The 20,837-nt window shown below is 59.2% G+C and carries 16 protein-coding genes; 9 read left to right on the forward strand and 7 right to left on the reverse strand.

The window, feature by feature from the left end:
* Positions 1-9: 9 nt before the first annotated feature.
* On the reverse strand, positions 10-519 hold the full coding sequence (locus tag EYC79_RS06555) for a flavin reductase family protein (RefSeq protein WP_165456973.1): 510 nt from the start codon (positions 517-519) through the stop codon (positions 10-12).
* A gap of 165 nt (positions 520-684) precedes the next feature.
* Here EYC79_RS06555 and EYC79_RS06560 point away from each other — a divergent pair, with 165 nt between their 5' ends.
* From EYC79_RS06560 to EYC79_RS06585, 6 genes are all read left to right on the forward strand, one after another.
* The gene (locus EYC79_RS06560) at positions 685-1,677 is read left to right on the forward strand and encodes an AraC family transcriptional regulator (RefSeq protein WP_130977515.1); all 993 of its coding nucleotides are present in this window, start codon (positions 685-687) and stop codon (positions 1,675-1,677) included.
* A 368-nt stretch (positions 1,678-2,045) separates the two neighbouring features.
* Positions 2,046-4,199 carry an indolepyruvate ferredoxin oxidoreductase subunit alpha gene (locus EYC79_RS06565; RefSeq protein WP_130977516.1) on the forward strand — a complete coding sequence of 718 codons (2,154 nt, stop codon included), beginning with the start codon at positions 2,046-2,048 and terminating at the stop codon, positions 4,197-4,199.
* Between the two features lie 15 nt (positions 4,200-4,214).
* A complete protein-coding gene (locus EYC79_RS06570; RefSeq protein ID WP_130977517.1) occupies positions 4,215-5,765 on the forward strand; it encodes an indolepyruvate oxidoreductase subunit beta family protein in 1,551 nt (516 codons plus the stop codon).
* A 127-nt stretch (positions 5,766-5,892) separates the two neighbouring features.
* Positions 5,893-7,206 (forward strand): MFS transporter, encoded by a 1,314-nt coding sequence (locus EYC79_RS06575; protein WP_130977518.1) that lies wholly within the window; start codon positions 5,893-5,895, stop codon positions 7,204-7,206.
* Positions 7,207-7,348: 142 nt separating this feature from the next.
* A complete protein-coding gene (locus EYC79_RS06580; RefSeq protein WP_130977519.1) occupies positions 7,349-8,920 on the forward strand; it encodes a Re/Si-specific NAD(P)(+) transhydrogenase subunit alpha in 1,572 nt (523 codons plus the stop codon).
* A gap of 19 nt (positions 8,921-8,939) precedes the next feature.
* Positions 8,940-10,373, forward strand: a complete 1,434-nt coding sequence (locus EYC79_RS06585; RefSeq protein ID WP_130977520.1) for an NAD(P)(+) transhydrogenase (Re/Si-specific) subunit beta — start codon at positions 8,940-8,942, stop codon at positions 10,371-10,373.
* A 65-nt stretch (positions 10,374-10,438) separates the two neighbouring features.
* Here the strand turns inward: EYC79_RS06585 and EYC79_RS06590 are convergent, their stop codons facing one another.
* The 3 genes from EYC79_RS06590 to EYC79_RS06600 all read right to left on the reverse strand — a co-directional run bounded on the left by EYC79_RS06590 (position 10,439) and on the right by EYC79_RS06600 (position 13,713).
* Positions 10,439-10,927, reverse strand: coding sequence for a cupin (locus EYC79_RS06590; RefSeq protein WP_130977521.1), 489 nt, complete (start codon positions 10,925-10,927; stop codon positions 10,439-10,441).
* A 173-nt stretch (positions 10,928-11,100) separates the two neighbouring features.
* Positions 11,101-12,414 carry an MFS transporter gene (locus EYC79_RS06595; protein ID WP_245495207.1) on the reverse strand — a complete coding sequence of 438 codons (1,314 nt, stop codon included), beginning with the start codon at positions 12,412-12,414 and terminating at the stop codon, positions 11,101-11,103.
* A gap of 162 nt (positions 12,415-12,576) precedes the next feature.
* Complete coding sequence (locus tag EYC79_RS06600; RefSeq protein WP_130977522.1) at positions 12,577-13,713, reverse strand: iron-containing alcohol dehydrogenase; 1,137 nt, start codon at positions 13,711-13,713, stop codon at positions 12,577-12,579.
* A gap of 154 nt (positions 13,714-13,867) precedes the next feature.
* Between EYC79_RS06600 and EYC79_RS06605 the strand changes: the two genes are divergently transcribed.
* Together EYC79_RS06605 and dld are read left to right on the forward strand one after the other, a co-directional pair.
* Positions 13,868-14,791 carry a LysR family transcriptional regulator gene (locus EYC79_RS06605; protein WP_245495208.1) on the forward strand — a complete coding sequence of 308 codons (924 nt, stop codon included), beginning with the start codon at positions 13,868-13,870 and terminating at the stop codon, positions 14,789-14,791.
* Positions 14,792-14,959: 168 nt separating this feature from the next.
* Entirely contained in the window at positions 14,960-16,717 is a 1,758-nt protein-coding gene (gene dld, locus EYC79_RS06610; protein WP_130977523.1) for a D-lactate dehydrogenase, read from the forward strand.
* Between the two features lie 11 nt (positions 16,718-16,728).
* Here the strand turns inward: dld and EYC79_RS06615 are convergent, their stop codons facing one another.
* The 3 genes from EYC79_RS06615 to EYC79_RS06625 all read right to left on the reverse strand — a co-directional run bounded on the left by EYC79_RS06615 (position 16,729) and on the right by EYC79_RS06625 (position 19,728).
* Positions 16,729-17,235 carry a MarR family winged helix-turn-helix transcriptional regulator gene (locus EYC79_RS06615; protein WP_062445126.1) on the reverse strand — a complete coding sequence of 169 codons (507 nt, stop codon included), beginning with the start codon at positions 17,233-17,235 and terminating at the stop codon, positions 16,729-16,731.
* A gap of 17 nt (positions 17,236-17,252) precedes the next feature.
* Positions 17,253-18,842 carry a phytoene desaturase family protein gene (locus tag EYC79_RS06620; protein WP_130977524.1) on the reverse strand — a complete coding sequence of 530 codons (1,590 nt, stop codon included), beginning with the start codon at positions 18,840-18,842 and terminating at the stop codon, positions 17,253-17,255.
* A gap of 100 nt (positions 18,843-18,942) precedes the next feature.
* Positions 18,943-19,728, reverse strand: coding sequence for a cyclase family protein (locus EYC79_RS06625; protein ID WP_111850825.1), 786 nt, complete (start codon positions 19,726-19,728; stop codon positions 18,943-18,945).
* Between the two features lie 526 nt (positions 19,729-20,254).
* Here EYC79_RS06625 and EYC79_RS06630 point away from each other — a divergent pair.
* Positions 20,255-20,761 (forward strand): MarR family winged helix-turn-helix transcriptional regulator, encoded by a 507-nt coding sequence (locus EYC79_RS06630; RefSeq protein WP_112957000.1) that lies wholly within the window; start codon positions 20,255-20,257, stop codon positions 20,759-20,761.
* Positions 20,762-20,837: the final 76 nt, after the last annotated feature.

A 20,837-nucleotide genomic window follows, 5' to 3' on the forward strand; every position in this document is an offset into this window, starting at 1 on the left:
TGAGTGGATTCAGGCCGCGGCCTGCGGCGGAGCCGCTGCCGTCAAAAACGCGCCGTTGCCGTAGATCAGCGGATTGTCGTCTTCCGGTGCGCAATGCGTCTTGGCGACGGTGCCGATCAGGATCAGATGCGTGCCGAACTCCTTGACCTCGGCGATCTCGCATTCGAAGGAGACGCAGGTCTGGGACAGGACCGGCGCGCCGGTGATAGCGCCCTTGATCCACTCGCCGGCGGCAAAGCGTTCTTCACGCACGAGGCCAGCGCGCCCGGCAAAGACTTCCGCCACCGGCTGTTGATCGAGCGCCAGCACGTTGACGGCAAACACGCCGCTTGCTTCTACCACGGCTGCCACCGAACTCGATCGATTGACGCAGGCCAGAAGTGATGGAGGCTCGGTCGATAGCGAACAGACGGCGGTGGCCGTCAGCCCGCAGCGGTTGCCCTCTGCATCCATGGAAGTGATGATGGTGACACCGCCGGTCAGCTTGCGCATGCCGGCGCGGAATTCCTCGCTACTCATGTTTTTGTTCCCTTTGCGAATGGATTTCGCATTCGTTTTATGTTTAAACTTTCGATGATGTTCCGGCGAATAGGTCCAATCGGCAATCCAGATTGCGCAGGGATTTGTCCAGTTTCGGCGACAGGCGGTCTGAAACTTCACTTTTGTCATTTCGGCGAGTGACTGATGATCGATATCGGCAAGCAGCAGCCAGACGCCCGTCCTGTGGTGGACACCCATGACGTGGACGAGGCGCGCGAAGCGATCGGACGCATATTCTGTCCGCATTTTCTGCTCGTCGATGGACGTTGGAAAAGCGGCTTTCACGCGGTTCACGATGTGGTGGAGGAGCCGGGCCACTCCATCAATGTCGTCTCTTATGGTTCCGCGGTCGAAATCGATCCGGGCGAGCTTTCGCGCTTCTTTCTTCTGCAGCTTCCAATAAAGGGCAGTGCCGTGGTTCGCTGTGGGAATGATGAGACCCATGTTGCAGAGGGCCGCACGGGAACGCTTCTGTCGCCAACGCTCTCGACCCGCATGCGTTGGGCGGAGGGATGCGAGAAGCTGATCGTACTGCTGGAACGCGATTTAGTGGAAAGCCATTTCGAGACTCTGGCGCATGAGCGATCCGAGCGCATCGAGTTCGAACCGGCCATCGATCTGACGTCCGGCATCGGGCAGGGGATCTTTCAGCACAGCCTGCTGATGTCAGGAGCCGCCAAGGACAGAGGGCATTTTTCCGAGGCCTATCGGATCATGCTTCGGGACGGGCTGATCAACCTTCTGTTGAGCGGACTGCCGCATAACCGCAAGGGTCTTCTTCAACGATCAAGTCCAGGTGCGGGTCCCGTACCGGTTCAGCGCGCCGAAGACTATATCAGGACCAATGCCGAGCGTTCCATCACCGCAGCCGATATTGCCGAGGCGGCGGGCGTTCCACTGCGCACCCTCCAGGACAGCTATCGAAAGGCCAGGGGGCAAACCTTGATGGAGGCGGTGCAGGAAGCACGCCTGGAGCTTTTGCGCAAAACCCTGTTGGCGCCATCTGCCGATATTAGTGTCGCAGACGCCGTCTTTTCCTCCGGTCTCGGCCACCTCGGCCGTGCCGCCTTTGCCTATCGAGAAAGGTACGGCGAAACGCCCTCACAGACATTGCGACAGAGCAGAGGCATGTCTTGACGCGTACGTGACGTGTGACCCGCGACAGGGTTGAACGTCTCGTGAACAGCCGTGAGGACGAGCCTTGGAATGGTCCTTTGTGCCGCCTACCCAAATCGATGATGTTTTAAGCGTAAAGAAAATCACCTGCGCTGGCGTTGGCTCCGCGCCACTGGGGTGGAAAAGTTGCGCCGTGGCGCCGATCTGCGCAAGAAATGTGCATATGCATATGGCTTTGCCTGTATAGCCGTGCAAAAATATGCAGTTTAGAGGCTTGATATCGAGTTTTTGCAATTACTTTAGGCTTAAATCTTTCCCTGTTGACATCTGCTCGAAAGTAGAAATATGATTTTGCATATAAAGGCGTAATAGTCATAAGGGGAACCACCATGGCCGAACGGTCATTTGCGCGCGAGGTCGAAGATCTCAAGCTCGGTGAAGGCGAAATCTTCAGCGGCGAGGGGATCCTCGCCATTACCAAGGCGCTGCTGCAATCCGGCGTGTCCTATGTCGGCGGCTATCAGGGATCGCCGATTTCCCACCTCATGGATGTCTTGGCAGACGCCAAGGATGTCATGAAGGAGCTGGGCGTTCATTTTGAATCCTCGGCTTCAGAGGCGGCAGCCGCGGCCATGCTTTCTGCCTCCGTCATGTATCCGGTCCGCGGTGCGGTGACCTGGAAGTCCACGGCTGGAACCAATGTGGCCTCCGACGCGCTGTCCAACCTGTCCTCCGGCGGTGTGACAGGTGGCGCTCTTGTGATCATCGGCGAGGATTATGGCGAAGGCTCCTCCATCATGCAGGAGCGCAGCCACGCCTTTGCGATGAAATCGCAGATGTGGCTTTTGACGCCGCGTCCGAATTTGACCTCCATCGTCGATGCCGTCGAAAAGGGCTTTGAGCTTTCCGAAGCGTCCAGCACGCCTGTGATGCTGCAGGTTGGTATCCGCAGCTGTCACGTTCATGGCCAGTTCGTTGCCAAGGATAACAAGCGTCCGTCCTACACGCTGAAGCAGGCGCTGGAAAATCCGGTGCGCGATCTCAACCGCATCGTTCTGCCGCCCGCGTCCTTCCAGCACGAGAAGGACAAGCTGGAGCGTCGTTGGCCAGCGGCAGTCGAGTTCGTCAAAACCAACCAGTTGAACGAGTTTTTCGGTCCATCCGAAGGCGAGGTTGGCCTTATTCTTCAGGGCGGTCTCTACAACAGCACCATGCGGGCGCTCCAGCATCTCGGCCTCGCCGATGTCTATGGCAACAGCCGCATTCCGCTCTATGTCATGAATGTCTCCTACCCGCTGATCGATGACGAAATCATCGCGTTTGCCGCTGGCAAGAAGGCGGTGCTGATGGTGGAAGAGGGCGCGCCTGAATATATCGAACAGGCGCTCCACACGCTGATGCGCCGTCGCGACATCCAGACCAAGGTTTCCGGCAAGGACCTGCTGCCGATGGGCGGCGAGTATACGACGCCGGTACTGATCAAGGGGCTGACCGGGTTTCTTGAGGTCAACGCGCCGCAGCTTCTCGGCAATCGCCCACCAGTTCCCGATCCTTCTGCCGTGTTGAGCGATCCGAAGGTAAAGGCGCTGGCGGACGTCGTACCGGCCCGCCCGGCTGGCTTCTGCACAGGCTGTCCCGAGCGACCCATCTTCGCTGCGATGAAACTGGTCGAAAAGGAACTTGGACCGCATCACGTGTCTGCCGATATCGGCTGCCACCTCTTCTCCATCCTGCCACCCTTCAATATTGGCGGCACAACGATGGGCTACGGCCTTGGCCCGGCCTCTGCCTCGGCATTCAATGTCGAGGCCGACAAGCGCTCGATTTCAGTCATGGGCGATGGTGGTTTCTGGCACAACGGTCTTGCGACTTCCGTCGGCAACGCCGTCTTCAACAAGCAGGATGGTGTGACGATCATCGTCGACAACTTCTATGCCTCTGCAACGGGCGGACAGGATGTGCTGTCGTCACGTGCCGACAATCCCAACCGCAAGACCAACAATTCGATCGTCAAGGCGGTGAAGGGTATCGGCGCCACCTGGGTCAAGCAGATCGACCGCACCTACGACGTGGCAAAGATGCGCGACACGTTGAAAGAGGCGCTGACGACGGACGAGAAGGGTCCGAAAATCATCGTCGCCTCATCGGAATGCATGCTCAACAAGCAACGTCGCGTAAAGCCGCAATTCGCCAAGGCGGTGAAGGACGGCAAGCGCATGGTGAAAGAACGCTTCGGCGTGGATGAGGATGTCTGCACCGGCGATCACGCCTGCATCCGCCTGTCCGGCTGTCCGTCGCTTTCCGTCAAGCATACCGATGATCCGCTGAAAGACGATCCGGTCGCGGCGATCGACAACTCCTGTGTCGGTTGCGGCAACTGCGGTGAAGTCTCGGAAGCAGCGGTTCTCTGCCCATCCTTCTACCGGGCCGATGTCATCCACAATCCGACAAAGACCGACAGGTTTCTCTATCGCCTGCGGTCGGCGGTCATCCAGTGGCTGCAAAAGCGCAGAAACGCGTCCCGCGTTGTGTTTCCGGCGTAAAGAGGGAAGATCATCATGGATAGCTTGCAAACAGAGTTTTCGTCCGTCCTTTCCGCTGACAAGCCGCTTTCGATCGCCATTCTCGCCATGGGTGGCCAGGGCGGCGGTGTCCTGGCGGATTGGATCATAGCGCTTGCCGAAGGGCAGGGATGGGTTGCTCAGACGACCTCGGTCCCAGGCGTCGCCCAGCGCACTGGCGCAACCATCTATTATCTCGAATTGCTGAAGGCCCGTGAGGGCGAAAAGCCGATCCTGTCCTTGATGCCGACACCCGGCGACGTCGATATCGTCATTGCCGCGGAATTGATGGAGGCCGGCCGTTCGGTCATTCGCGGCCTTGTAACGCCCGACAAGACATTGCTGATCGCTTCCACTCATCGCTCTTATGCAGTCGGTGAAAAGGAAAAGCCGGGTGACGGCATCGGCAATCCCACTGTCGTGGTCGATGCGACGGACTTTGCCGCCAAAAAGACGATTGCTTTCGACATGGATACGCTCGCCGTTAAGAATGGCAGTGTGGTGTCGTCTGCACTTTTCGGTGCGCTGGCGGCGTCCAAGGCACTGCCTTTCTCCAAGGATGTCTTCGAAGAGACGATCAAATCGGGCGGCAAGGGGATCGAGGCCAGCCTTCGCGCCTTCAACGCTGCTCACGATCGGGCGACCAAGGGCGAGAACGACAAGCTTTCCGCCACCCCCGCCAAGAAGCTGAAAGAGCTTCCCGCTTCCGCGGGACATCCCTCGCTGGATAAACTCATTGGTCGCATTCGCACGGAGTTTCCGCCAAACGCGCATTCCATGCTCTATGCCGGTGTGAAGAAGCTGACGGAGTTTCAGGATCCGGCTTACGCAGACGAGTACCTGACAAGGGTGGCCTCGCTTTGCAAGGCCGATGCGGCGAATGGCGGCGCTGACAAGGATTATGCTTTCACGCTTCAGGCGGCGAAATATCTGGCTGTCGCCATGGCCTATGATGACGTCATCCGTGTCGCGGACCTGAAAACACGCTCTGCCCGCTTCGAGCGCGTGCGCAACGAGGTCGGCGTCAAGGGCGATCAGCTGCTCTACACGACGGAATACATGCATCCACGCATGGAAGAGGTGTGCGGCACGCTTCCACGCAGGCTCGGCCAGTGGATCGAGACCAGCCCGAAACTCTTCGCTTTCCTGAACCGCCGTATCGACAAGGGCAGGCGCGTGAAGACCGGCACTCTGTTCTGGTTTCTCGGGCTTTACGTCACGTCCGCTTTGCGACGCTTCCGCCGGGGCAGCTTGCGCCACCATATCGAAGTTGCCCACCGCGATGCCTGGGTAGGGAAAGCGCAAGAGGTCTTGGCCGCCAATTACGATCTCGCTGTGGAGGTTCTGGGCAACCGTCGTCTGGTGAAGGGTTATTCGGATACGCATTCGCGTGGCCTGTCCAAATTCGATCGCGTGATGTCGGCGCTGCCCGTGCTGCGCGATCGTGAGGATGGGGCTGCCTGGATGCGACGTTTGCGGCAGGCAGCACTTCTGGATGAGCAGGGGATTGCGCTCGATGGCGCCCTGAAGACCGTCGCGACGCTCTGAGCCTTGGCCGCGAAGCTATAACCATAAGAACGGCGGCGCCCTGGGAAGGGCGACCGTCCCCATTTCACCATTTCAATTCGTGTCGAATGCGCGGGGCCTGGCCTCGTGCACAAGGGGGAACTTTGTCATGACACAGTCCATCGGACGACCGTCTCATGCTGCAGCGACGCCTGCAGAAATCACATCGCGCAAGAGCCTGCTGGTGGTGGCGCTCTGCTGGTTCGCTATCTTCGCGGAAGGCTACGACGTTGGCGTTCTCGGCGCCATTCTTCCTGCCCTTGCGACCGATCCGGTCTGGAAACTGACGCCGCTCGAATTGGGCGCTATGGGAAGCTATACCGTGATAGGCATGCTGATCGGCGGCATCGTCGTTGGCACGCTGAGCGAACTCTACGGGCGCAAGCCGCTCTTCATGGGCTGCCTCAGCCTGTTTGCCGCCTGCATGATCGCGACCTCACTGGCGCCGACACCATTCTGGTTTGCGGTCAGTCGCTTCGTCGCCGGTCTCGGCCTTGGCGGCATCATTCCCGTTGCTGCGGCACTCACGGTGGAGTACTCGCCCAAGAGCCGCAAGAGCTTCAATTATGGCCTGATGTATTCCGGTTACTCGCTCGGCATTCTGGCGGCGGCGCTCTTCAGCCGGGGCTTTCTCGCAGAGTATGGCTGGCGCGTGATCGTTCTCTTTGGTGCAGCACCGCTTCTCGTCGTGCCGGTCTTCTATTTCCTGCTGCCTGAATCCGTCGAAAGCCTCGTCTTGCGCGGCAAGCACAGGCAAGCTGCTGAAACGGCGACGCGCATGGGTATCGCCGTTCCGAAGACCGTTCAGAGAAACCGGAAAGGTCCGGGCTGGTCGGCTGTTTTGAAAACCATCTTTGCCCGCGACAAGGCCTTCGAGACGATCTGCTTCTGGGTCGGTCTGTTTCTCGGGCTTCTTCTCGTCTATGGCCTGGCGCAGTGGCTGCCGCAGATCATGCGCAAGAATGGCTATGATCTTGGGGACAGCCTGCTCTTCCTCGCGGTCTTCAGCCTGTCCTCGGCCATTGGTGGTATCGTGCTCGGCACATGGGCCGACAGGTTCGGGATCAAGCGCACGGTCGCGCTCTCCTATCTGGTGGGTGCCATCGGCATCGCCGCACTCACCTTCAAGAGTTCCATTGTGCTGAACTACGTCTTCGTCGCCATAGCCGGTTTCGGCACGGTGTCTGCGTCCCTCATTCTCACCGGATTTCTGGCGCAGCGGCTTGACCCCACGATCCGCTCGGCAGGCACGGGTTTTGCACTCAGCTTCTCCCGTATCGGCGCGCTGACAGGCCCGCTGCTCGGCGGCTTCATCGCCAGCACAAATCTTGCGCCTGAGTGGAACTTTTACATATTTGCGGCTGTAGCGGCCTTGGCGGCACTCGCGACTGTGTTAATACCGTCATCGACGAGAGCGTCTTAAGTCCGTTAGGACGCACAAAGGCCGCTCTCCATTTTGAGCCTGTGCATCGTGCTGTCCAAAAATCGACGTCGATTCTTTGGCCGATGCCGGGGTCGATATGAGACGACGTCATTGCAGTGTTTCGGGTTTAAGGGAGGGACTTTTGAGACTAGGTGCACCGAAAGAAATATATGAGAGCGAAGCGCGCGTCGCGATGACGCCGGATAGCGCTCAGGCCTTGCAGAAACTGGGCTACGAATGCCTCATCGAAACCGGGGCTGGCAAATCTGCCGGTTTCTCCGACGAGGCTTATCGAGCAGCGGGCGTGACCGTGGTGGAGAGCGCAGATGCGCTTTACTCGGGTTCCGATATCATCGCCAAGGTTCGCCCGCCGGAAGCCTCCGAGATCGATCGGCTTTCGCCGGATAAGACGTTGATTTCCTTCTTTTACCCGGCGCAGAACCAGACGCTGCTGGAACAGGCAAAGGACAAGGGTGCCGCTGTCATCGCCATGGACATGGTGCCGCGCATTTCGCGCGCCCAGAAAATGGATGCCCTGTCTTCCATGGCAAACATCGCCGGCTACCGTGCCGTCATTGAGGCAGGCAATAATTTCGGCCGCTTTTTCACCGGACAGGTGACGGCGGCGGGCAAGGTGCCGCCAGCCAAGGTTCTGATCATCGGTGCAGGTGTTGCGGGTCTTGCTGCGATCGGCACCGCCACGTCGCTTGGCGCGATCACCTATGCCTTCGACGTGCGCCCGGAAGTGGCGGAGCAGATCGAGTCCATGGGCGCGGAGTTCGTCTATCTCGATTTCGCCGAGCAGCAGGATGGTGCTGCGACCGGCGGTTATGCCGCTCCGTCATCGCCTGAATTCCGCGAGAAGCAACTGGCCAAATTCCGCGAGCTTGCGCCGCAGATCGACATCGTCATCACCACGGCGCTGATCCCGGGTCGCGATGCGCCAAAGCTTTGGCTCGCCGATATGGTCGCGGCAATGAAGCCGGGCTCCGTCATCGTCGATCTTGCCGCGGAACGCGGCGGGAACTGCGATCTCACCGTTCCCGATCAACGCATCGTTTCGGACAACGGTGTGATTGTCATCGGCTATACGGATTTCCCGAGCCGCATGGCGGCCCAGGCCTCCACGCTCTATGCCACCAATATCCGCCACATGATGGCCGATCTGACGCCGGGCAAGGATGGGCAGGTCGTGCACAACATGGAAGACGATGTCATCCGTGGTGCGACGGTTGCCTATAAGGGTGAGATTACCTATCCGCCGCCGCCGCCGAAGATCAAGGCCATTGCCGCGCAGAAGCCGAAGGAGAAAGCCAAGGAGCTGACGCCTGCGGAAAAGCGGGCTCAGGAAATCACGCTGTTCAAGACCCAGACCAGAAATCAGGTCGCTCTTCTGGCTGTGGGCACGGCACTGCTTCTTCTCGTCGGCGTTTATGCGCCTGCAAGCTTCATGAGCCACTTCATCGTCTTCGTTCTGGCATGCTTCATCGGCTTCCAGGTCATCTGGAATGTCAGCCATTCTCTTCATACGCCGTTGATGGCGGTGACGAATGCCGTATCGGGCATCGTCATCCTGGGGGCGTTGCTGCAGGTCGGTTCGAGCAACTGGCTCGTCGTCATTCTTGCGGCGCTCTCGGTGCTGATTGCGACGATCAATATCGTGGGTGGCTTCCTCGTGACACGGCGCATGCTTGCCATGTTCCAGAAGTCTTGAGCCGGGTGAGGGGATAATCATGACACTTGGTATTGTTTCGGCGGCCTATGTTGCCGCAGCGGTTCTTTTCATCCTATCGCTCGGCGGTCTCTCCGGCCAGGAAAGCGCCAAACGCGCAGTCTGGTACGGCATCACCGGCATGGCGCTCGCGATCATCGCTACGGTTTTCGGGCCGGATGTCGGCAACTGGTTCATCGTACTGGTAATGCTGGCAGGCGGGGCGGTTCTCGGCCACTTCGTGGCAAGCCGCGTGCAGATGACGGAAATGCCGCAGCTCGTGGCCGCGCTCCATTCCTTCGTCGGTCTGGCAGCCGTCTTCATCGGCTTCAACGCCCATATCGAAGAAGCGCATGTCGCTTCTCTCGATGAAGCGTCACGCTCGGCGCTGACCGGGTTTGCCGCACTTCTGGCGCACAAGACGCCGGTGGAACTGGCGATCATGAAGGTCGAGGTGTTCCTTGGCGTCTTCATCGGTGCCGTCACCTTCACCGGCTCGGTGGTTGCCTTCGGCAAGCTGGCCGGCAAGGTCGATGGCAAGGCGAAGAAGCTGCCCGGCGGACATCTTCTCAACGCCGCGGCGGCGGCTGCATCCATCCTGTTGCTCATCCTGTATTGCAACGGCGCGGGCGCATGGACGCTGGTGCTGATGACGCTGCTCGCCTTCTTCATCGGCTATCACCTGATCATGGGCATCGGCGGCGCCGATATGCCGGTCGTGGTCTCGATGCTCAACAGCTATTCCGGCTGGGCGGCAGCGGCGATCGGCTTCACGCTTGGCAATGATCTTCTGATCGTCACCGGTGCGCTGGTCGGCTCTTCAGGTGCGATCCTGTCCTACATCATGTGCAAGGCGATGAACCGGTCCTTCATTTCGGTCATCCTCGGTGGTTTTGGCGGTGCAAGCGGTCCGGCAATGGAAATCAGCGGCGAACAGGTGGCGATCGATGCCGAAGGCGTTGCCGCAGCCCTTAACGAAGCCGACAGCGTCGTCATCGTCCCGGGCTACGGCATGGCGGTGGCGCAGGCGCAGGCCGCGGTGTCGGAACTGACGCGCAAGCTGCGCGCAGCCGGCAAGACCGTGCGTTTTGCCATCCATCCCGTTGCAGGCCGCCTGCCGGGCCACATGAACGTGCTTCTGGCCGAAGCCAAGGTGCCCTACGATATCGTCCTGGAAATGGACGAGATCAACGACGATTTCCCGAACACCGACGTCGTCATCGTCATCGGCTCCAACGACATCGTCAATCCGGCGGCGCTGGAGGATCCAAACTCTCCGATCGCCGGCATGCCGGTGCTCGAAGTGTGGAAGGCAAAGCAGGTCTTCGTCTCCAAGCGCGGCCAGGGAACCGGCTATTCCGGTATCGAGAACCCGCTGTTCTTCAAGGAGAACACCCGCATGTTCTATGGCGACGCCAAGCAGAGCGTCAGCGCGCTGGTGCCTTTGCTTTCATGATAAAAAAACGGTGAGGCCTCGTCATTCGAGACAGAGGCCTCGCCACCTGTGCTCGTTGTTATCGCCTAACGCCAGAGTTCGACCAAGCCGCCGGATGTTTTCAGCACCGGATCGGTTTCGGGAATAGGAAGAGATTTTATCCGCGCCAGCATCTTCTCACTCGGCGCGTTGCGCTGAATGTCTGCCTCCTGCCCCGGAGGGTAAGCACCGACCACCTGAAAATCGTTCGAGCTTTCCAGCCGCTTATGCCCCGTTCCCGCAGGCAGAAGCAGGCAGTCGCCTTGCCTCACATCCAGTATCTTTCCATCCGGTCCACCGATCTGCAGCTTCGCCTCACCGCGTCCAACGCCGAGGACCTCGTGCGCACCGCTGTGATAGTGATGATAGGCGAAGACACCGTTTCGCCAGATGCCGGTCCAGCCATTGTCGTGGAACATGTCCTCGAAAGCCGATGAATCCACATCGGCCCGGATCTGGCTATAGATCAGAACTGGCAAAGTGGGATGATTGGGAACCCAGTCGCTTGGCGAAAGGATAAAATGGTCTATCTGCATCTCGCTATTCTCGCTCTGATTTCATTGTTTCGAACGGTCATCCACTCGATAACTCAGATATCGGCATGCAGTTCAGGCCGATCAGCGAAAGACACGAAAGCACAGCCGCAGCACATACAAAACGCCCCCTCGAAGAACGAGGGAGCGTCTTGGTCCGCGGGAGGACGATTGGGTCAGGCGGGATGCTGCGTGTTTGCAGATGGTGCCTTCATCCGGGTGACGAAGAGAAGGCTTAGAGCACCGCAGGCGAGAAGTGCTGAGACGATGACCAATCCGGCCGAGTAGCTGCCGGTCTGATCCTTCAGATAGCCCATGACGAAGGGTCCGAGATAACCGGCAAGGTTGCCGATGGAGTTGATGAGTGCAATCCCTGCAGCCGCGCCGACACCTGTCAGGAAGGTCGTCGGAAGTGCCCAGAAGGTGGGAAGGGCGGAGAAGATGCCCATGCCGGCGAAGGTCAGAGCTATCACGGCCACGATCGGGGTCGAAAGTGTCGCCGCGCAGACACCAAAGCCTATTGCTGCGAGGATGACGGCGAAGGCGAAATGGCCAAGACGTTCCTGCCGCGCATCGGAGCGGCGTGTCCAGTAGATCATCGCCACCACGCCGAACATGTTGACGCCGGCTGTCGCAAGTCCGATGTGGAAGTTGCTCATCTCGCCGAAGCTCTTGATCATCTGCGGAAGCCAGAAACCGAGCGTATAGGAACCCAGCACGACGCAGAAATAGATGAATGCGAAGCCGAGGACCTTCTTGTCCATTAGGGCTGCTTTCAGTGACTTCTCACCATGCTGATTGGCAATCGCGCCCCGTTCGGCGGCCATCTTGGCCGAAAGCCAGTCACGCTGACCCGGCGACAACCACTTTGCCTGTTCAGGGCGGTCTGTCAGGTAGAAGATCGTGACGATGCCGAGAATAACCGCGGGAATCGCTTCCAAAATGAACATCCACTGCCAGCCCCGCATGCTCAACCAGTCGAGGCCGAGAAGGGCTGAAGAGATCGGCGCGCCGATCATGGCCGACAACGGGATGGACACCATGAAGAGGCCAATGGCCTTACCGCGCGTCTTGGCCGGAAACCAGTAGGTGAGGTACAGGATGATGCCGGGGAAGAAGCCAGCCTCAGCGGCGCCGAGCAAAAAGCGAATAATGTAGAAGCTGGTTGGATTGGTGACGAATGCCATGGCACCGGACAACAAGCCCCAGGTGATCATGATGCGCGCGATCCACACCCGCGCACCAAGCTTGTGTAGAAAGATGTTGCTCGGCACTTCGAAAAGCGCATAGCCGATGAAGAAGATGCCGGCGCCCAGTCCATAAACGGTCGCGGAAAAACCGAGATCCGCATTCATGGTCAGCGCTGCAAAACCGATATTGACGCGGTCCAGATAGGCTATGAAATAAAGAAGCATAACAAAGGGAATGAGCCGCCAGAGAACGGCTTTCATGGTGGAAGCCTCCAGGCTTCCATTTTCTGTTTTTGACATGATTTCCTCCACAGTAATCAGTTGTCTGCAAGTCAGGTCACACGCGCGGTCATGGCCCCCGGCATGCGGCCGCCCGGTGAAAGGCAAGGCGCACGCGGCGCTCAGGGCTCCCAACCCTGGCTCCGCAGCCGGTCAAAATGCGCCATGGGCCTGTGTGTGATGTCAGTAGGATCGTGAGAGCATCGCTTGGTAATCTTCGTGGGAAGCCTCGCGCGGATTGGTCTTATGGGTGTGATCTTTCAGCGCGCCGGCGATGATTGCGGGAAACAGGCTATCTTCAACGCCGAGCTCGGAGAGCTTGACGGGAAGACCGATGCGCCGTGTCATGGCTTCCACTGCAGGGACGACGTCGTCGGGACCGGCAAGACCCATGGCATGAGCCAGACGGGAGAACTTGTCTTCCTCGACCACCGTCTGTGCCGAGCGATTGAACTCCAGAACCGCAGGCAAGAAAATCGCATTCAGCGTGCCGTGGTGCAGTTTCGGATTGAGGCCGCCCAATGAGTGGCTCAGGCTGTGAACGCAGCCAAGACCCTTTTGGAAGCTCATTGCTCCCATGGTCGCGGCGATACTCATGTTGAGCCGGGCCTCACGGTTGCCGGGTTCTGAAGTGGCGGCTGCAAGATGCCCCCAGGCACGGCGCAGCCCCTCAAGCGCGATACCATCGGCCGGCGGGTTGAAGGAGGGGGCGAGATAGGTCTCGATGCAATGGGAAATCGCATCCATTCCGGTCGCGGCTGTCAGCATGGCGGGGAGGCTGAGCGTCAGTTCTGGATCGCAGATTGCCGCTTTCGGTACGAGATAGTTCGATAGGAGACCGACCTTGCGGCCGTCCTCGAGGATGATGATCGCGCCGCGCCCGACTTCGCTTCCCGTGCCGGATGTCGTTGGAATGGCGATCACAGGGAATGTCTTGGCGGGGATTTTTTCCGTGCCGCCTTCGATTGCGGCAAAGGTCTTAAGCGGTCCGTCATGCGCTGCCATTACAGCGACCGCCTTGGCGAGATCGAGCGCTGAGCCTCCGCCGATTGCAATCAGACCGTCCGCGCCGCTGGAGATGAAAAGCTCGGTTGCCGCGCGTACGGCCACTTCGTTGGGATTGCCGGGCGTTTCGTCATAGATGCCCGCAACCTTGTTGCCGACGAGCGCGCGAACCCGCTCTACCATCCCAAGCGCCGAAATCGGCTTGTCGCTGACAATCAGCGCTCTGTCGATTTTTGCCAGTGCAAGCTCGTCTGCCAAAAGTTCAAGCGCACCATATCCGAACTGGACACGGGTGATGTAGTTTATCAGTGGCACGTCTAACCTCCCAAATTCGGCGCAAGCGACCGCTGCCGGCCCTGTGAGGGTCGTCGCGAGAGCCAGCAGCTTGTGCGTTGGCTGACGACGATATCGATATATTTCCCCCCGTAAATGCGCTAAGTGTCGATATGGGTATAACGGGAGGGAATATATGATGATGGATCAGACGATGCGCGGGCTTGGCCGTCTCACGATGCGGCAGATCCACTTGCTTGCTACCATCGATGATGCCAACTCCCTCAAGGCTGCCGCCGCACGTATCGGCATGAGCCAGCCTCGGGCCACCAAAAGCCTCCAGGAAATAGAGGAAACCGCGCAGCAGCAGCTTTTCATACGCACCAATCGCGGGCTGTCGGCAACACCCGCAGGTCAATGCGCCATCCGCCATGCGAAGGTGATGATGTCTCAGGTTCGAAGCTTCCAGGAGGAGTTGCGCCACATTGCCGACGGAGAGTGGGCCCGGCTGCGGGTCGGCACCATCATGGGTGCGGTGCCGCTGGTGACGGAGGCCGTGCTTGCCTTCACCGAAAGATTTCCAAGCGTGTCGATAGAGATATTGGAGGATACGAGCGGTGAGCTTCTGCGCCAACTCGATCGCGGCGACCTTGATCTGGTGATTGGTCGCAGTTCTGTCAGTCCGACACCCGAACTCTACGATGTCTTTGCCTTTCAGGATGAAATTCTGACGGTCGTCGCCAATCCGGCGCATCCGCTGGTGGGGCGCAAGCGCGTAATGCTGACCGACTTTTCCGACTCGCGCTGGATCGTCTACACGGCTCGAATGCCGATGCGCTTGTCCTTGGAACAGGAGTATCAGCAGGCTGGTCTCGCCTTTCCGCGCACGCTTGTCGAGACGCGATCCGCCTTCGCAACCATGTCTCTGGTTCAGTCCAGCCAGAACTACGTTGCCCTCCTGTCAAATGATGTTGCCAATGTGTTTGCGGGTCTCGGCATTGCCCGCAAACTCTCTTTCAGGCTTCATTCCAAGAGCCAGGCCTATGAGCTGATTACCCGCACCCGCACACCCTTGCCACCGGCAGCCTCCGAGTTTATCCGGCTCTTGACGCTCAGGTGATGGTTTCGCTATCTGCTAATGTTATACCCCTATCAGGCAACAGCGGATTTACACCCGCCGGACTTCCCCTAAAATAACGCGACCTGCCATACCAGGCCGACCACGATATCAGCATGACGTCCCGTATTGAGGAGATGGACGGCCTGCAAGGATCGAAAGGCTCCTTCCATGATCACGACCCTCATCGAACGTTTGCGCAGCATTGCAGGCGACAGCCATGTCCACGTCGGCGCCGGCGCGACCCGTCGCTTCCGCACCGGCTATCGTTACGGAGACGGGGAGATTGCTGCAGCCGTTCAGCCAGGCACGCTCTTGGAACAGTGGCATGTCCTGCAAGCCTGCGTGGACTCCGATGTGGCGATTATCCTTCAGGCCGCGAACACCGGTTTGACTGGCGGTTCCACGCCCTTCGGAAACGGCTATGACCGGCCAATCGTCATCATCAACACCATGCGCCTCTCACGCGTCGATCTGATCCGCGATGGTGCACAGGTCATATGCTTGCCGGGCGCGACGCTCGAAAGTCTCGAGCGCCGATTGAAGCCGCTTGGGCGCGAGCCCCATTCCGTCATCGGCTCAAGCTGCATCGGTGCTTCGGTGACGGGCGGTGTGTGCAATAATTCCGGCGGCTCGCTGGTCCATCGCGGTCCGGCTTACACGCAGCTTTCGCTGTTTGCGCGGGTGAATGCCGAAGGCAAGCTCGAGCTCGTCAACCATCTCGGCGTGGAACTTGGACAGAACTCGGAAGATGTTCTGGCGCGTCTGGACCGCGGCGACTACACCGCCGCCGACATCCACGACGAAAATGGCGCGTGGGCATCCGACCGCGAATATGCAAACTATGTCCGCGATATCGATGCCTCGACGCCCGCGCGTTTCAACGCCGATCCGAGGCGGCATTACGAGGTTTCCGGCTCTGCCGGCAAGGTTGCCGTTTTTGCGGTGCGCATGGATACCTTTGCTGCCGAGGCGCAAGAGCAGGTCTTCTACGTGGGCAGCAACGACCCTGCCGTGCTGCAGACGATCCGTCGCCACGTGCTGGGCCAGTTTCGTAACCTGCCGATTGCCGGCGAGTATATGCATGCCGATGCGTTTGGCGCAGCGCAGACCTATGGCAAGGATCTCTTCGTCTTCATTCAGAAGTTTGGTTCGGTCAATGTGCCCCGCGCCTATGCGGCGAAAAGCTGGTTCGATGGCGTCACCGAAATGCTCGGGCTGGGCAAGACGCTGTCGGATCGTCTGCTTCAGACTTTGAGCCGGCTCCTACCCGAACACCTGCCGAGGCGTCTCATCGACTATCGCGACCGCTATGCGCATCACCTGATGTTTCGCACCGGTGGTGCCTGCATTGCGGAAATGCGCGACTACCTGAATTCGATCTTCCCGGGCCTCAACGGTGACTTTCTGGAATGCACGAAGGAAGAGGGGCAGGCGGCCTTCCTCAACCGGTTTGTCACGGGGGGTGCCGTGGTGCGTTACCGCGCCGTTCATCGCAAGACCATCGAGGATATCGTGGCGCTCGACGTCGCCCTGCCACGCGATACGATCAACTGGTTCGAGACGCTGCCGGAGGAGATCAGCGACAAGATCGCGCTGAAAATCTATGTTGGCCACTTTCTCTGCCAGGTGATGCATCAGGAATATCTGGTGCATAAGGGTGTGGATTGCGAAGCGCTGGAACACGCGATCATGAAAACGCTGGACGTGCGCGGCGCGGAATATCCGGCGGAGCACAACGTCGGCCACCTCTATGAGGCAAAGCCAGCACTCAAGGCCTTTTACCGTCAACTGGACCCAACCAACAGCTTCAATACGGGAATCGGCAAGACATCGCGGCTGCGCAAATGGGAGGCGGTTGAGGTGACGGGACAACAAGAAGCGGCAAACGATGCCTGCGCCTGCGGAGACCTGCGTCAAAGCGGCTGACCGACTGCCCTCTAGATATCGTGACGACGGATATTGCGCAGAATCTTGTGCAGGGTCGTCACGAAGGCGCGATATTCCTCGTCGTCGATGTCTTTGAACATCCGGCACATGTCGTTGTACATGATCGGCCAGACATCTTCGAAAACGGCGCGGCCTTCATCGGTGATTGTCACATCGCGCACCCGCATGTCGTCGGCGCGCGGCACGCGGCGTACCAGGCCCTGTTCCTCAAGCGAATCCAGCGTTCGGCTCATGGTCGATTGCTCGGTAACGGCGAAGACGGAAAGCTCGTTGATGGTGAGCGACGAGGAGACGTTAAGAACGGCAAGGGCGCGCATCTTCACGGTGGTGACGTCGCGCGCCTTCATGTCTTCGGCAAGGTTTGCATTCCACCGCGCCATGATGCGGTTCATGATGTAGGGCGCAAAATTGTTGAGCCCGATCTCGCCGAGGCTGGGAATGCGTTTGGTCTGGTCGTCGGGATTTCCGAGGAATTCGACGGAAAAGCCGTTATCCAAGTGATTTCATCCCTTTATCAGCGCAAAGACGAGGCGAGCAGGAAACCGGAGCCGCCTGCAAGACCCGGGCCTGGATGCGTGGACGCCCCGATATGGTAGAGCCCCGCAACATGGGTCTTGTGGTTAACCGAGCTTTTGAACGGACGCCAGAGAAAGAATTGGTCGAGCCCGCAGAAACCACCGTAAGGATCGCCGCCGACGAGGTTCATGTTCATCGCCTCTAGGTCCGTCGGCGCGTAGGCACGGCGCTTCAGAACGATCTCGTCGAAATTCTCGATCTGCGCGCGCAGCGTGGTTTCTATGCGATCGGCAAAGGCCTCTCGCAACGCCTCCGTCCAGCGGCCGTCCGCTGGGCAGGCAAGCTCATTGGCCGCATCGCCCTTGATATGGCGCGGCGTATCCGGCACCTGCAGCCAGAGAATGGCTGCGCCATCCGGCGCGCGGCTGGGGTCAAGCGATGTCGGCTGGCCGACGCAGACCGTCGGTTCTGCCGGAAGAAGACCGCGTTCGGCTTCATTGGCGGATCGGGATACTCCATCGAGACCAGGGGTTAGATGCAAGAGCGCCACCTTGCTCAGTTCTTCCCCGGCGCGCCAACGCGGGGCTGCCTTCAGCGCATAATGGATCTGCATGTTGCCCTTGCCGTATCGATAGCTGGCAAGTCCTTCCTGAACGGGCTGGGGAAGGGTGGCGGATGAGGCGCTGAGAAGGCGCTCGTAGAGCTGGTGTGGCGTGACCGATGCGATGATGCCTTGGGCTGCGCGTAACCGATTTCCATCGGCGAGCGTGACGCCGACGGCCTTGCCGGACCCATCGATATCGACCCGCTCGACATCGGCGTTGCGCATGATGCTGCCGCCCTGATCGGTGATCAGCTGCTCGAAGGCTGCGAGCAGATTATCGGCCCCGCCTTTGACGATGGGGCAACCCGCCGCCTCGATGGCAAAGCCGATGACGCGGGTCATTTCTGCGGAATAGGCGCTCTCCGGCCCGAGGCCGCAATGCAGCGCCCAGGGGGCAAAAAGCCCGCGCAGTTCTTCGGAGCGATAGGTTGTTTCGAGATAGCCGCGCGCAGGCGCCAAGGCTTCCCCGAAAAATGCGGTGAGTCCCTTCAACCCCCGTTTCCAGACCTCGCGACCAAGCAGCCTGGCTGTCGCCGTGGACCAGAGATTGCCGCCGAGCAGGCCGAAGACGAAGCCGGCATTGCCTGCGAAACGACCCATCTCCCGGTCGAAGGCCTTGCCGTCCCCCTCGGAGATACCATCGAAATGGGTTATGTTGCGGGCACGATCCATCGAGAGAATGGCATTCGTGCCATCCGGCCGCAGAACGCCGGTTGGCGTCGATGTGTGGCAGAATTCCAGCCCTCTCGCCTCCAGATCCTTGCCGAGAGCGGCAAAGGCAGGCGAGGTCAAAAACAGAACCATGGTCGTTGCCATGACGTCGTGGCGAAAGCCTGGAAGGGTGATCTCTTCGGTGCGCAGGCAGCCGCCGATACGGTCGTTTCTCTCAAGCAGCAGGACGCGCTTGCCCTTCTTGCCCAAGAGAGCCGCAGCCACCAGCGCATTGATGCCGCTTCCGACGATGATGTAATCAGGATCAGCCATGGGAAACTCCGGGATAGGCGAAGGCAGCATCTTCATGATGGGGAGATGCGGAGGCGTGAATCACGTCTCCGACCGATAGATAAGGCTGTGCCAGGCTGGCTTAGACGACGAGCGCCAGCGCACGCACGGGCGAGCCCGTTCCCTTGACCAGCTTCAGCGGCGCCGCAATCAGGATCGCGCCCTTTGGCGGCAACTGATCGAGATGGCAGAGGCTGGCAAGACCGTACTTGTTTGCCTTGTGCATGAGGTTGTGGGCCGGGAAGGGTGGGTTCATGCCGCCTGCGGAGCCTGCATCCGTGCCGATGGTTTCCTGGCCCCAGCCGATAATGCCCTTGGAGAGAAGATATTCGATGGCTTCTGCCGTTGGGCCGGGGGAGTGCGGACCGTTCTCATCGGCATTGAGGAAGGTCTCCGTCGAGCCGTTGCGCTTGTACCAGTCGGTGCGCAGCAGCACCCAGGTGCCGGGTTCGATTGCGCCGTGCTCTGCTTCCCATTCCTGAATGCTTTCGACAGTCAGCAGGTAATCCGGGTTTTCAGCCGCTTCCTTTGAGCGGTCGATGACATTGACCGGCGCGACGAAGTTCTGCGGGGGAATGGTGTCGGTCGTGTTTTCGGCATTGTCCTTGCCGGTTATCCAATGGCACGGCGCGTCAAAATGGGTGCCGGTATGTTCGCCAAGCTCCAGCCAGTTCCAGGCCCAGAACGGGCCGTCCTGATCATAGGCGGAAATGGTATGGACTTTGACATTGGGGGTGTTCTTGCCGAACTGCGGCGGCAGGTAAAGAACTGGTGTGTCCGGCCCAAGCGGCGCGGTCAGATCCACCACCTTCACCTTGCCGGAAAGCAACCCGCTGGCAAGCCCTGCAATCATCGAAGCATCGGTCATTCAAGTTCCCCTTTTTTGAACCGTCTGTTCCTGCTTCGTCAGCGCTGCTGAAAGAAGCAGATGCGATAATGGGAAAAACCTATGACCAAAAATATGGATATGCAAGAATTTTGTTTAAGCTTAAATTGTTTTTCGGAAGTGGTTTGAAGAGCCTTGATGGTGCCTCAATATCAGCGCGGTGAAGGACATAGCCACGGCTTGAGATGACTCCCAAGCAACCCACGCTGCTCTCAAGATTCTGTCAAATCTGTACATGCATATATCCGAAGCGGACCGCATCACGAAGGCATGCCAGCTTGAGGACCCCAGGCCTCGCAATCGCCCGTCTGCCGCTGCCGAAACATTGCTTGAAGCTTTGAGAATGTTGACCCCGCAGCACGAATGGTGTTCTAGACTACCGATAAGAGCATGTCTCGTAAAAAGCAGGCAGAGGTTTTGCCGTCACGACATGCGTTAGAACAAGAAACTTGAAGGGCCCGGGTTCTGTATGAGAGACCGCGGCACACTTCAGGACAAGGGATGGGTTATGTCGGCTATCGATCTGGAAGCGATCATCAGCGATACGCAGGATGGCAAGAAACAGGAACTGCGCCTGTGGCTGCGCTTGCTCTCTACGACCAAACTCATCTCCCAGGAAATCCGTCGCCGCCTGCGCCGCGAATTCGGCGCCACGCTGCCGCAGTTCGATCTTCTCTCGCAGCTCTACCGCGAAACGGACGGCCTGCGGCTTGGCGAACTTTCCAAGCGCACGATGGTCACCAACGGCAATATCACCGGTCTGGTGGAGCGGCTGGAAGCAGATGGCCTCGTCATCCGCGAACGCCTCCCCGACGACCGCCGCGTCATCGTCGCCCACCTCACCGATAAGGGGCGCACGACCTTCGACGCCATGGCAAAGGCCCATGACGGCTGGCTGAAAGACATGATGGCTGATGTGGACCCCATCGTTATCTCGGGGCTGATTATGCATGTGGGGCAGGTGAAGCAGTCGACGCGCAATCATCTTTCGGGGGATGATGGGGATGAGGAGTGAAGGGTGCAATTTGGCGGCGCGTAACAGCGCGATGTCTGACGCACAGAAATGTCTCTCACTGCCGTCCTTTGTTAAC

Origin of the sequence: Agrobacterium cavarae (assembly GCF_004310285.1) — a bacterium.
In the GTDB taxonomy this organism is placed as follows: domain Bacteria; phylum Pseudomonadota; class Alphaproteobacteria; order Rhizobiales; family Rhizobiaceae; genus Agrobacterium; species Agrobacterium cavarae.